The organism is Curtobacterium sp. MCLR17_034, from assembly GCF_003234485.1.
Lineage (GTDB): Bacteria > Actinomycetota > Actinomycetes > Actinomycetales > Microbacteriaceae > Curtobacterium > Curtobacterium flaccumfaciens.
In genome coordinates this window covers 57,292-70,080 of the sequence record NZ_QKTH01000014.1, presented here as the reverse complement: position 1 = coordinate 70,080, position 12,789 = coordinate 57,292, and the positions used below count along the sequence as shown (strand labels likewise).

Here is a 12,789-nt window from a genome sequence, read left to right as displayed (position 1 = left end):
ACGGGCGACGGCAGGGCGATGACGACAAAGCAACGGGTCGCACTGACCGTGCTCCTCACCGCGAGCTTCACACTCGCCGTCGACTTCTCGATCCTCAACGTCGCACTGCCGACCATCGGGGCCGACGTGGGGTTCGCGATCGAGAACCTGCAGTGGATCGCGACGGCGTTCGCACTGTGCGCCGCCGGCTTCACCCTCCTGATGGGTCGAGTGGCCGACATCGCAGGTCGTCGCCGCATGTTCCTGATCGGGATGGTGCTGCTCGGTGCGGGCTCGTTGGCGGGCGGGCTCGCGACGACTCCGGAACTCCTGCTCGTCGCCCGAGTCGCACAGGGCTTCGCCACCGCGATCGTCGTTCCCGCTGCCCTCGCACTCCTGCTCAGCGCCTTCCCCGAAGGCGCCGCCCGGGACAAGGCGCTCGGGTTGAACGGCTCGCTGATGGCCGCCGGGTTCACCACCGGCGCGATCCTCGGCGGGCTGCTCACCGACCTGCTGTCCTGGCGGTGGGCCTTCCTGATCAACGTCCCGGTCGCGGTCGCGGTGCTCGTCGTGGCACCGATGGTGCTGCAGGACAGTCGAGCCGCCCAGCGGACGCGCCTCGACGTCCCGGGCGCCATCACGGTCACGCTCGGCCTGCTCGCCCTGGTGTTCGGGCTGACCACCGCTGCTGAGACGTCCTGGATCGACCCGGTCGTCATCGTGTCGTTCGCTGCCGCAGCGGTGCTGCTCATCGCCTTCGCGTTCATCGAACGGCGTGCGTCGTTCCCCTTGGTGCCGCTCGGTGTCCTCCGGCGCTCCAGCGTGTCCTGGGGCAACATCGCCGGGATGCTCGCGTTCGTCACCGAGACCTCGTTGGTCTTCCTGCTGACGCTGTACCTGCAGAAGGTGCTCGGGTACACGCCACTGGCAGCGGGGCTGTCCTTCGCCGTGCTCGGCATCGGGACGGTCCTCGGTGGTCTCGTCGGTCCGCGGGTCATCGGCCGGTTCGGGAACAAGGCGGCCATCGTCGGGGGCTTCGTCGTCCAGGGGATCGCGACGCTCACGCTCGTGCTGATCTCCGACGACGCATCGTCGATCTGGCTGGTCCTCGCGGCCACGTTCGTCGGAGGGGTCGCGAACCTCGTCGTCATCGTCGGGTTCATGGTCACCGCGACGTCCGGGCTCCCCGAAGGCGAGCAGGGCATGGCGACGGGGCTCACGACCATGAGTCAGCAGGTCGGCATCACGATGGGCACACCGATCATGAGTGCCGTCTTCACGGCGGTGGCCCTCGCGAGCACCGCGCCGCAGGCCGAGGCCGTGCTGACCGGCGTCACGACCGCGATTTGGGTGAACGGCGGGATCTGCATCGCCGCCGCCGTCGCCGTCGCGCTCTTCCTCCGGGGGCGTGTCAAGACCGCCTGATCGGATCAGGCAGGCGGACGGCCTCGCGTACACCCCCTGTGCGCGAGGCCGCTGCACGCGGTCATGCGCAGGGGTGACGACTCAGAACTGCCGGTTCGCCACATCCGCCCGGTGCGACACCGCCAGGACGTCCCGCAGCCGCTCCGCCGGCAGCGGTGCTCCCTGATCCGCCAGGTAGTCCGCCGCGAACCCCTCGGCACTCGCCGCGTAGATCCCCGTGTACGCCCCGGACTCCGGCTCGAAGCGCCACGAATCGGCCAGGGTCCCGGCGTCCACGGTGTCGAACCCGAGCAGCTGCACGAGCTCGGCGACCACGGCCTTGGCCTGCTCGTCGTCGCCCGCGATCGGCAGCGCGGTGCGAGGCGCGGAGCCGGCGAGGTTCGGGATGTGGTGCGCGACGATGTTGTTGAACGCCTTGACGATCCGCGTGCCGGGCAGGAGCGTCTGCTCGTACTCCGCCGTGGTCGTCGCGAGGGTGTCGAGCGGCTCGATCCGGCCGTCGCGACCGGGGTAGTAGTTGCCCGTCGACAGCACGGTCCGCCCGGCGAAGGCGTCGAGGTCGGGGGCGAGGGCCGGGTAGGCGGTGAGTGGGATCGCGAGGACGGGCACGTCGCCGAACTCGATGGCCTGTCGCACGGTGCCGGCCTGGGCGCGCGGGCCGAGCTCGGCGACCAGGTCGTGCAGCGACTCGGGGCCGCGCGAGTTCGCGATGAGGACGTCGAGGTCGGCGGCGACGGCCAGGCGGGCGATCGCGGTGCCGATGGCGCCGCTGCCGATGATGCCGATGCGGTTCATGTGGTGCCCTTTCAGGGAGGTGGATGTCAAGGAAGGAGCGGGGCTTTCCCAGCCGCGCCGCGACAGGGCGGAGAGTGCGGCGGACGACGAGTCGTCGGCCATCGCGGCACCCCGGACCCAGCTCGTCGCCAACGCGGCGAGGAACAGGTCCCGCGCGCGGACGTCGGCCCGCGCACGACCGGAACGCTGCGCGGCACGGAGGAACTCGTCCGTGGTGGTGATGAACCCCTGGCACGTCAGGGCGAGCGGCGACGAGTCGGACGAGGCGGCGGCGCGGAGCGGTTCGGGTAGTCCGTCGAACGTGCCGGCCCACTCGGTGACCGCGTCGAGCCAGCCGTGCAGGGCGTCGCCGGTGTCCACGGAGCCGTCGCGCAGCGCTTCGCGACGGGCCACCAGGTGTTCGTCGCGCGCGGCGAGGAGCTCGGCGAGCAGGGCCTCGCGCGTGGGGAAGTGGCGGTACAGGGTGCCGGCGCCGACGCCGGCCTGCTTGGCGATCGCGTCGAGCGAGCCGGTCACGCCGTGCTCGGCGAACGCGCGCTCGGCGACCCGCAGGATGTGGTCCCGGTTCCGCAGCGCGTCAGCGCGCGGGGCGCGCCGGGCGGGAGCGGTCTGCTCGGGCATGGCGGGCCTCCAGGCTGTGGCGTCGGGAACCGGAGAAGCTCTCCGGGACCACCACAGTACAGGAGACCCTCTCCGTTTCGCCGCACAGCGACGTCAGGACTCCTCGGCAGCCTCCGCCGCGTCCGCCAGGTCCGACCGCGTGTTCGCGTGGATCGGCTCGCTGTGCCCGAAGGTCTTCGCGGCGGCGCGCAGCCGCCCGACGAACTCCCGGTCGTCCAACTCGAGTTCGTCCTCTTCCGCGTCCTCGATGACGATCTCGCTCGAGGGCCCGATGAGGATCTTCGTGGTGGTCATCGTCCCGTCGTCGGCGACGGCGGGCACGTCGACGGTGTCCGCTCGGTCCCCGCCTGCGAGGGCCGCGGCGTACTCGATCACGGCGTCGGCGACGTCGTCACCGACCAGGATCGTGGTGGCGTCGTAGTGGATGTGCTTCATCGCGTACTCCTTCCCGGACCCATACAAACGCGCGGCGCGGGAACCGGCTTCAGGATGACCGCTGCACGCGGTGGTCCGGGTCCGGGGACTCCAGGGCGTTCCACACGTCGCCCCAGATCAGTTCGAAGTCGACGGGGCGGATGCGGTCGGCCCGGAGCGCCTGCTCCAGGATCGACAGCGCGTCCAGGGAGCCGGTGAGCAGGCGTTCGTCGCCGTGGACCTCGCGGCGGCCGCCGCCCAGGAACGTCGTCACGGTGACGGACCGCACCCGTGGTCGCAGCGCGCGGGTGGCGCGGGCGAGGACCGCGAAGCCGCCGCCGTAGAGGAGCAGCGCGGTGGTCGTGCCGACGGCGGGGACCGAGACGGCGAGCACCAGGGCGGCGAGGGCGACGACCGCCCCGACGGCCGGCCAGACGTGCCAGGCACGCAGCAGCAGGCGCTCGCCGGTGGTCGTGCCGGGCGGGAACACGACGAGGGTCCGCGAGCTCCACAGCGTCCGACCGACGGGTCGGATCGTGTACCGGCCCCACAGGTGGGTGCCGTCGAGCAGCCGGGTGCGGACCGGCAGCGCCGTGGTCATCGATCCGCCGGCGCGAGTTCCGCCCGGACCGGCTCGACGACGTCGCGGTGCCGGACGGTCGCCAGGCACGGGAAGCAGACCAGGTCGCCTTCGCGGACGTCAGCCGGCAACGGAGCCGGGAGGCGGTGGAACGGACCGTCGGCCTGACCGTCACAGCGGGTGACGACGTACATCGGGGAGAGGGGAGCGGTGCTCCGGCGTCCGATCAGGCGCACCTGGTCGAGCACGGCGCAGGTCGGCAGGACCGCGTCCAGTTCCAGGAGCACCACCCCGGTGCGCGGCCGCCGCACACGGGTGACCGACGCCACGGCGACGCTGACGTCGCGGGGTGCCCAGCCGCGCGGGCGGTACCGGGGCGGGGACTGCTCGGCGGTGTGCACGGTCGGGGTGCCGGTGAGGTCGGCGAGCCGGACCATCGAGATCGCCGAGACCAGCAGGTCGTCGGTGGTCGCGACGGTGTGGGCCGGCCAGAGGAACGGGTCCATCGGATCGGGGAGCGACGCGCGGAGCGTCGGCATGATCGCAGTCAGTGTCACGACCACACGCTCTCGCGCGCTCGAGCAGCGCGGAAGGCCTCCTGACGGAACCCCTACGGCCGACGGCGGAGTCCTGACGGAGCGCTCACCGGCGGGTGGCCGAGCGGAGGGCTGCGGTCCACCCGAGGGAGATCACGCCGGCGCCGATCAGGGTCTTCACCACGCCACCGAGGACGAACGGGTAGAGCCCGTACTGCAGGGTCTGCTGCAGGTCGAGGCCGAGTGCCACCGCGAGCCAGGCCATCCCGGCGACGAAGGTGACGACGGTGCCGAGGGCGAAGGACAGCAGCGCGTTCCGCAGCGGGCGGTCGCCGAAGCGCTCAGCGACCCAGCCGACCAGGGCCGCGGCGGCGACGAAGCCGACGATGTACCCGCCGGAGGGGCCGACGAGCACGCCGACCCCGGCCGAACCGTCCGCGAAGACCGGCAGCCCGACGACGCCGAGCAGTGCGTAGACGAGCATCGACAGGGCACCGCGACGGGCACCGAGAGCACTGCCGACGAGCAGCACGGCCAGGGTCTGCCCGGTGATCGGGACGGGCCAGATCGGCACGGACACCTGCGCGGCACCGGCGGTCAGCAGTGCGCCGCCGAGGACCAGGGCGGTGCTGACGACGGCGGTGCGGGGGAGCAGTGCGTCGGCGAGCGGACGGTGTGCGGCGGGGGTGATCGTGGTCATGGTGACTCCTTGCAGAGGGGAGAGGGAGGGTCAGACCGCGACGGCGGCCAGCAGCGACTCGGCGTCGCGCCGGGCCTCGGCCACGGCGGCGGTGTCGAGGCCGCAGGCGCGCAGGCAGGTCGCGACGAGGGCGTCGCGGTCGGCGTCGTGCACGGGGCCGGACCGGCGGAGCTGGATGACGGTCTCGGTGATCTGGATGAGCACGGCACCGAGGCGCGACGGCGAGACACCGGCGGCGACGTCCGGGGCGGCAGCGCGCGAGCCGAGGCGCCCGTAGGCCTCCTGCAGTTCGACGCGCTCGGCCCGGAACCCGTCGTAGCGCTCGCCCTGCACCTCGGGCAGCAGGTACAGCGTGCCGATGTTGTGCGGCGTGCGGGCGAGGGTGTCCACGTCGGCGACGACCAGCGCGGCGAGGGCCCCGGCGGCCGAGGCCGACTCCGGCACGCGCTGCTCGAGGCCGCGGACCAGCTCGAGGCTCGGGCGCACCGAGGTCGTGAGCAGCTCGACGAGCATGTCGTCCTTGCCGGCGAAGTGGTAGTACAGCGAGGCCTGCCGGATCCCGACCCGTTCGGCGATCGCCCGGGTCGAGGTCGCGCTGATGCCGTTCTCGACGAAGAGCGCGGCGGCGGCGTCGAGGATCTGGTCGCGCGGGCTCAGCGCGGAGTCGGCGTTCGGCACGACCCGCGGTCGGCCGGGGCGCACGGGCCGGTCGTCGGGGGTCATGCCCCCATCCTGACAGCCGGTGTCCGTCACGACTGCTCCCGGTACGCGCGCCAGCCGCCGTGGTGGGTGATGTCCTCGGCGCCCTGGACCGCGAACGGCTCGACCAGGAACCCGGTGACCTCGGTGCCGTCGTCGAGCGCCACGGTGCCGATCGCCATCGGTGCCGGCAGGGCCGCGACGAAGGTGCCGAAGCCGGCGGCTGGCAGGCGCCAGACCTCCCCGACGATGCCCGAGCCCGAGCCCGAGCCCGAGCCCGAGCCCGACCCAGGCGCAGCAGCGCCGGACGCGACCGGACCCATGCGGACCAACCCGGGCTTGGGCGGCACCGTGTCGAGGGCGTACAGCCGGTAGTCGGACGCGGTGCGGGCCTCCCGGACGAACGATCCGCCGGACGCGACCAGCTGTCCGTTCAGCGGCTGTCCGCGCAGGTGCGCCCCGACGACCAGCAGGTCGACGGTCGGAGCGGCGAACGCGGCCGCCAACGCCGCCAGGCGCCGGTCGCTGAACGCCGGACCGGTGAGCATGACGCCGAACGGCAGGCCGTCGACGAAGCCGGCGGGCACGGCGAGCGAGGCCATGTCGAGCAGGTTCGCGAAGTTCGTGTACCGACCCATCCGGCTGTTCGCGCCGATCGGGTCGGCCGCGACCTGCTCGAGCGTCGGGTGCCACGTCGTCGTCGGGGTGAGCAGTGCAGTGGTGCCCTCGAGTGCGGCGCGACCCGCTGCCCCGAACGCGTCGAGCCGTTCCTGGTCGGCGAAGAGCTCCGCGGCGGTCGGCCGAGCACCACCGAGCACGATCGCGGCGACCGACGGGTCGAGGTCGGCACCGACCTCGTCGCGGTGGGTCTCGATGTGGGCGCCGACGGCCGCGTACCGCTCCGCGACGAACGCGCCGTCGTAGAGCAGCGACGCGGCGTCGAGGAGGGGTGCGATGTCGACCTCGACCACCTGGTGTCCGAGCGCACGGAACCGGTCGACGGCCGCGGCGAACGCCTCGGCCCAGCCGGGTGCGAGCCCCGCGAGCTGCGACGGCAGCGGCACCGCGATGCGCGGGACGGCGGGCAGGTCGGCGAGGGCGAGGTCGGGCCGCGCGAGTGGGTCGACGCCGTCCGGACCGGCCATCAGCTCCGCCGCCGTGCGCGCCAGGTCGAGCGACCGGGCGAACACCGTGACGCAGTCCTGCGAGCGGCAGGCGGGGACGACCCCGGTGTTCGGCACGAGCCCCTTCGTCGGCTTCACCCCGACCAGGTTGCCGAGCGCGGCGGGCACCCGGCCGGACCCGGCGGTGTCGGTGCCGAGCGCGAAGTCGACGACGCCCAGGGCGACCGCCGTGGCGGAACCGCTCGACGAGCCGCCGGAGATCCGCGTCGGGTCCCAGGCGTTCCGGACCGCGCCGAAGGGCGAGCGGGTGCCGACCAGGCCGGTGGCGAACTGGTCGAGGTTCGTCTTGCCGACGACGACGGCGCCGGCGGTGCGGAGCCGGGCGACGGCGGTGGCGTCGGCGGCGGGGTCGTGTGCGTAGGAGCGGGCGGCTGCGGTGGTGGGCAGTCCGGCGACGTCGATGTTGTCCTTCACGGCGAACAGCAGGCCGGCCAGGGGCAGCGACGGGTCGACCGCTTCGGCCTCGGCCAGCACGTCGGCACGGTCGCGCAGGGTGATCCAGACCTCGGAGCGGTCGACGGCGTCGATGCGGGCGAAGGCGTCGCGGACGCGGGCGCTCGCCGCGGTGGCGGCGGTCCCGCCGGCGGGGGCGCTCGTCCCGCTCACGCTGCCGCTCCGATCGCCGCGAGGACCTGCCCCGGCGCGACCTGGTCGCCCGGCTTGATGTACACCTCGAGCACGTGGCCCGGCACCGGTGCGTGCACCATCGACTCCATCTTCATCGCCTCCACGGCCAGCAGCTTCTGCCCCTCGTCCACACGGTCACCAGGGCGGACGTCCACCTGCCACACGGTCGAGGTGAAGGGGGCGTACACGGCGGTCGACCCCTCGGGCACGGTCACGGCGTCGGCCACCACGGCGGCCGGTTCGTCACGGACGTCGAACTCGCCCGATGCCCGCCACCGCTCCTTCTCCTCGCCGAACGCCTGCGCCTGCTGGGCCCGGAAGTCCGCGATGGACCCGGCGTTGTCGGCCAGGAACCGGTTGTACGACGCGATCGAGAACTCGCCCTCGACGGTCTCGAACGAGCCCCGTCCGGCGTCCGTCTCGGCGCGCAGCTCGAGCAGCTCGTCCGCACCGACCGGGTACCACTCGATCCGGTCGAAGAACCGCAGCGCCCACGGGTTCTCCTGGAACAGCCCGCCGCGGCGGAACCGGTTCCAGATCTGCACGGTGCGGCCGACGAACTGGTAGCCGCCCGGACCCTCCATGCCGTAGATGCACAGGTACGCGCCGCCGATGCCGACGGAGTTCTCGGCGGTCCAGGTGCGGGCCGGGTTGTACTTCGTCGTGACCAGGCGGTGCCGGGGGTCGAGCGGGGTCGCGACCGGGGCGCCGAGGTACACGTCGCCCAGGCCGAGCACCAGGTAGCTCGCGTCGAACACGGTGCGGAAGACGTCGTCGACGCTCTCGAGCCCGTTGATGCGACGGATGAACTCGATGTTCCACGGCGTCCACGGGGCGTCGTTCCGCACGCCGTTCATGTACCGCTCGATCGCCAGGCGGGTGGCCGGGTCGTCCCACGACAGCGGCAGCTTCACGGTGCGCGACGGCACGACGAGCTGGTCGGTCGGCGGGATCTCGTCCTCGAGCTCGCGGAGCAGCCCCGCCACATCGCGCGCCTTGAGCACGGACGCGTCGGTGTGCACCTGCAGCGAGCGGATGCCCGGCGTGATGTCGAGGATCCCCTTCGGCGTGTGCTCCTGCAGCTTCGTCATGAGCGCGTGCACGCGCATCCGCAGCGCGATGTCGAGCGTCATGTCGCCGTACTCGACGAGCACGTTGTCGTCGCCGTCGCGTCGGTACGCGACGCTCGGCCGCACGTCGGTCGCGTCCAGGCGGGCGATCACGCCGTCGTCGCCGTCACCCCCGGTGCGCGGCACCGTCCTGGAGGCCCGGCGTGCGTCGAGCGAGGCGGCGTCGGCTTCGCGGACGGGGACGAACCGGACCGTGTCACCCGGTCGGAGCTGGCCCAGCTTCCACAGGTCGCCGCTGGCGACCACGGCGGGGCAGACGAAACCGCCGAGCGACGGCCCGTCCGGCCCCAGGATGATCGGGGTGTCCCCGGTGAAGTCGATCGCACCGACCGCGTACGGGGTGTCGTGGATGTTCGACGGGTGCAGGCCGGCCTCGCCGCCGTCGGTCCGCGCCCACTCCGGCCGCGGCCCGACGAGCCGGATGCCCGTGCGCGCCGAGTTGTGGTGCACGGCGTAGTCGGTGGCGTAGAAGACGTCGAGGTCGGCGCGGGTGAAGAAGTCCGGTGCGGCGTGCGGCCCCTCGGTGACGGCGATCTCCCACGCGTCGGTGAGCGCGGTGCGGCGGTCGGCCGGGGTCGGACCGCCCACCAGGCCCAGACGGGTGCCGGACGGGAACGCCGGGTGCGGGGCGTCCGAGTCCGGGGAGCCCGGGCGCAGGACGTCGCCGGCGAGCAGGGCTCGACCGGCGTGGCCGCCGAAGCCACCGAGCGTGAAGGTCGCGGTCGATCCGAGGTAGGTCGGCACGTCGAAGCCGCCGCGGACCGCCAGGTAGGTGCGGAGGCCCGGACCGGGCACCGTGCCGATCGCCAGGGTCTGGCCGGCGCCGACCTCGACCGGCTCCCACAGCGCCACGGGTTCGCCGTCGAGGGTGACCGGTGCCGGCGCACCCGTGAGCGCCACCACCGCGGCGGCCGAGAAGCGGAGCGTCGGGCCGGTGGCGGTGACCTCGAGCGCGGGGGCGCCGTCCGGGTTGCCCACGGCGCGGTTCGACTCGGCGAAGGACGCCGCGTCGAACGGGCCGCTCGGCGGGACGCCCACCTGCCAGTACCCGACCCGGCCGGGCAGGTCCTGGATCATCGTCATCGTGCCAGGCGCGACGACGTCGATGCGCGGGTCCGGGTCCTCGGTCGCGTCGAGCGTCGAGGTGGAGTGCGTGGCGGTGCGGAGCTCGAGGTCGTCGGTCAGCGCGCGGAGGAGCCCGGCGTTCGTGACGATGCCGTCGATGCGGGTGGCCGCGAGCCCGTCGCGCAGCAGGTCGAGCGCGTCGTCGCGGGTCTCCCCGGTGGCGATCACCTTGGCGAGCATCGGGTCGTAGAACGCGGACACCTCGGAGCCGGTCTCGACCCAGCCGTCGACGCGGATGCCGGTGCGCTCGCCGGATGCCGTGGTCGCGCTCGGGAACACGGCCTGGGTGACGAGGCCGCTGGAGGGCAGCGAGCCCTTCGCCGGGTCCTCGGCGTAGACGCGGGCCTCGACGGCGTGGCCGTTCGGGGTCCAGGTGCGGTCGAAGACGTCGGGGTCGATGCCAGCGGCACCGTCGCGGGCCAGGCGGAGCATGAGCTCGACGAGGTCGACGCCGAAGACCTCTTCCGTGACCGGGTGCTCGACCTGCAGGCGGGTGTTCACCTCGAGGAACGACGCCTCCTCGCGCACGGGGTCGTAGACGAACTCGACGGTGCCGGCGCTGCGGTACCCGACGCTCTCGGCCAGGCGGCGAGCGGACGCGTGCAGCTCGGCGCGGACGTGCTCGGGGAGTGCCGGTGCCGGGGCCTCCTCGATGACCTTCTGGTTGCGGCGCTGCAGGGAGCAGTCGCGGTCGCCGATCACCGTGACACGGCCTTCGCCGTCGCCGAAGAGCTGGACCTCGACGTGCCGGGCCGGCCGCACGAGTCGTTCGAGGAAGATGCCGGCCGACCCGAAGTTCGCAGTCGCCAGGCGGACGACGCTCGTGTAGGCCTCGCGGACCTCGTCGAGGGTGGAGCACGCCTGCATGCCGATCCCGCCGCCGCCCCCGGTGGCCTTGAGCATGACGGGCAGCCCGATGCGCTCGGCCTCGGCCACGGCGTCGTCGACGCTGGCGAGCAGTCCGGTGCCGGCGAGCATCGGGACCCCTGCTGCGGCGGCCAGCTCGCGGGCGGTGTGCTTCGCGCCGAACCGGACGATCTGGTCGGCGGTCGGCCCGACGAACCGGATGCCGGCGTCCTCGCAGGCCTGGGCGAACTCGGTGTTCTCGGACAGGAACCCGTAGCCGGGGTGCACGAGTCCGGCGCCGGTGTCCTTCGCGGCCTGCACCACCGCGTCGATGCGCAGGTAGGAGTCGCGGGCGGGTGCGGGTCCGAGCCGGACGGCGGTGTCGGCCTCGCGGACGTGGGGTGCCGCGCGGTCGGCGTCGGAGTAGACGGCGACGGTGCGCATGCCGAGTGCCTTGGCGGACCGGATGATGCGACGGGCGATCTCACCGCGGTTCGCGACGAGGACGGTGTCGGGGCTGAGGGCAGGGGTCTGGTTCACGGTGGCGGTCCCGGTGGGGTCGGGCGCGGCGGTCACGGCTGGACCACGATCATGCGCAGCGGTGTGCAGGAGAAGTCGTTGCAGGGGTTGTTCATCTGCGGGCAGTTCGAGACGACGACGAGCACGTCCCGCTCGGCCCGGATCGCGACCCGCTTGCCGGGGGCGCTCATGCCGTCGACGATCCCGAGGGCTCCGTCGGCTTCGACCGGCACGTTCATGAACCAGTTGAGGTTCGACACGATGTCGCGGGCACCGAGTCCGTGGCGGCCTGCCTCGGCCAGGAAGTTCTCGCGGCAGCCGTGCTGGTACTGGGTGTGGTGCCCGTACCGCAGGGTGTTCGACTCCTTCGAGCATGCGCCGCCGATGGTGTCCTGCCGGTCGATCTCGTTCGCGACGACGGTCATCAGCGGGTGGCCCTCGTTCGACATCAGCACGGTGCCGGTCCGGACGTACGCGTTGCCCTGTGCGGCGAGGGTGTCCGGCACGCTGTACCGCTCGTCGGGGTCGTGGGCGTCGTAGAGCAGGCAGTCGGCGCTCTGGTTGCCGCCGACGTCGACGATGGTGAGCACCTCGCCGGCGCGGACCACGGCGGACCACGGCGCGAGCGGGGCGACCCGGTCGTCGCGGACCACGGTGCCCGGCACCAGGGACTCGCTCCAGTCGAGGGCGACGTCCGGGTCGTGGACGGCTCCGACCGGGACGGTCGAGGTGGGGGTGTGGGTCGTCGTGTCGGTCATCACAGGCCTCGGGCTTCCGCGTGGTCGATCGAGTTCAGGTAGGCGCGGGTGAGCTCCGGCGTCGCGGTGAACCGCTCGTCGGCCGCGGTCGTCGGGGCCCCGCGCCAGGCGTGCACCCGCAGTGGTCCGACGAGGTAGTCCGGGCGGGGGTCGATCGGGTGCGCGACGTTCGCGACCAGCACGAGCAGCGGCAGCTCGGCGACGAGCGTGACGTGGGTGCCCGCGCCCGCCGAACCGGTGAAGGTCATCGCCCCCTCGGCGTCGATCCGCACGCCCTGGAAGAACGAGATGCTCGGCGGCAGGTCCCGCTTGGTGAGTCCGTGCTTGGCGGCGGCCTTCGCGAACAGCGACCGACCGCTCGGGGTGCGCCCCTCGGGTGCCGCGTCGCCGTACTTCCGCTCGTTCCAGGCGTCGGTCGAGGTGCCGCAGAACGCGTCGTGGTGCCCCGAGGTGTCCTCGAGCACGGTCGCCAGCGCCCGACCGTCCCCGCTCAGCAGCGGCGAACCCTGGCCCAGGTACGCCTGCCACGGGATCTTCTGGGTGTCGGCGACGTTGAGCCGCTCCCACGGTTCGAGCGCGTTGAACACCAGGACGTTGGCGCAGGCCTGACCCGTCGGGTCGTCGAACCGCAGCCGTGACCCGCGGGCCAGCACCTTGTGCGTGTACCCGCCCGGCGCCACCGTCTCGGCCCAGACGAGCTGCGCGGGGTCGACGCCCTCGGGGGCGAACGGTGACGACGACGCCGGCAGGTACGGCATGTACTCGGACTGCGAGCCGGCCTGGGCGCGTGCGTCGGACCGGGAGGCGAGCACGCTGTCGGTCTGGTGGAGGTCGCGCATGGGGTTCCTTCC

The 12,789-nt window shown here is 73.0% G+C and carries 11 protein-coding genes; 1 reads left to right on the top strand and 10 read right to left on the bottom strand.

Going from position 1 to position 12,789, the window contains the following annotated elements:
* The first annotated feature begins 18 nt into the window (after positions 1 to 18).
* Positions 19 to 1,404, top strand: coding sequence for an MFS transporter (locus tag DEI98_RS13685; protein WP_111101064.1), 1,386 nt, complete (start codon positions 19 to 21; stop codon positions 1,402 to 1,404).
* Between the two features lie 81 nt (positions 1,405 to 1,485).
* Here DEI98_RS13685 and DEI98_RS18930 read toward each other — a convergent pair whose 3' ends face one another.
* The 10 genes from DEI98_RS18930 to DEI98_RS13630 all read right to left on the bottom strand — a co-directional run bounded on the left by DEI98_RS18930 (position 1,486) and on the right by DEI98_RS13630 (position 12,777).
* On the bottom strand, positions 1,486 to 2,820 hold the full coding sequence (locus DEI98_RS18930) for an NAD(P)-binding domain-containing protein (RefSeq protein WP_258370870.1): 1,335 nt from the start codon (positions 2,818 to 2,820) through the stop codon (positions 1,486 to 1,488).
* Between the two features lie 93 nt (positions 2,821 to 2,913).
* Complete coding sequence (locus DEI98_RS13670) at positions 2,914 to 3,255, bottom strand: hypothetical protein (RefSeq protein ID WP_110895178.1); 342 nt, start codon at positions 3,253 to 3,255, stop codon at positions 2,914 to 2,916.
* 49 nt (positions 3,256 to 3,304) lie between these two features.
* The gene (locus DEI98_RS13665) at positions 3,305 to 3,835 is read right to left on the bottom strand and encodes a DUF6611 family protein (RefSeq protein WP_111101042.1); all 531 of its coding nucleotides are present in this window, start codon (positions 3,833 to 3,835) and stop codon (positions 3,305 to 3,307) included.
* Positions 3,832 to 4,371, bottom strand: a complete 540-nt coding sequence (locus DEI98_RS13660; protein ID WP_146243527.1) for a hypothetical protein — start codon at positions 4,369 to 4,371, stop codon at positions 3,832 to 3,834. Before DEI98_RS13660 ends, DEI98_RS13665 begins: the two co-directional genes overlap by 4 nt.
* A gap of 85 nt (positions 4,372 to 4,456) precedes the next feature.
* Positions 4,457 to 5,050 (bottom strand): biotin transporter BioY, encoded by a 594-nt coding sequence (locus DEI98_RS13655; RefSeq protein WP_071245214.1) that lies wholly within the window; start codon positions 5,048 to 5,050, stop codon positions 4,457 to 4,459.
* A 30-nt stretch (positions 5,051 to 5,080) separates the two neighbouring features.
* Entirely contained in the window at positions 5,081 to 5,773 is a 693-nt protein-coding gene (locus DEI98_RS13650; protein ID WP_111101040.1) for a TetR/AcrR family transcriptional regulator, read from the bottom strand.
* 26 nt (positions 5,774 to 5,799) lie between these two features.
* On the bottom strand, positions 5,800 to 7,539 hold the full coding sequence (locus DEI98_RS13645) for an allophanate hydrolase (protein WP_111101039.1): 1,740 nt from the start codon (positions 7,537 to 7,539) through the stop codon (positions 5,800 to 5,802).
* Positions 7,536 to 11,237, bottom strand: coding sequence for an urea carboxylase (gene uca / locus DEI98_RS13640; RefSeq protein WP_375334818.1), 3,702 nt, complete (start codon positions 11,235 to 11,237; stop codon positions 7,536 to 7,538). Before uca ends, DEI98_RS13645 begins: the two co-directional genes overlap by 4 nt.
* The gene (locus DEI98_RS13635; protein ID WP_111024044.1) at positions 11,234 to 11,938 is read right to left on the bottom strand and encodes an urea amidolyase associated protein UAAP2; all 705 of its coding nucleotides are present in this window, start codon (positions 11,936 to 11,938) and stop codon (positions 11,234 to 11,236) included. The genes uca and DEI98_RS13635 overlap by 4 nt, the downstream gene beginning before the upstream one ends.
* Entirely contained in the window at positions 11,938 to 12,777 is an 840-nt protein-coding gene (locus DEI98_RS13630; RefSeq protein WP_111032603.1) for an urea amidolyase associated protein UAAP1, read from the bottom strand. The genes DEI98_RS13635 and DEI98_RS13630 overlap by 1 nt, the downstream gene beginning before the upstream one ends.
* Positions 12,778 to 12,789: the final 12 nt, after the last annotated feature.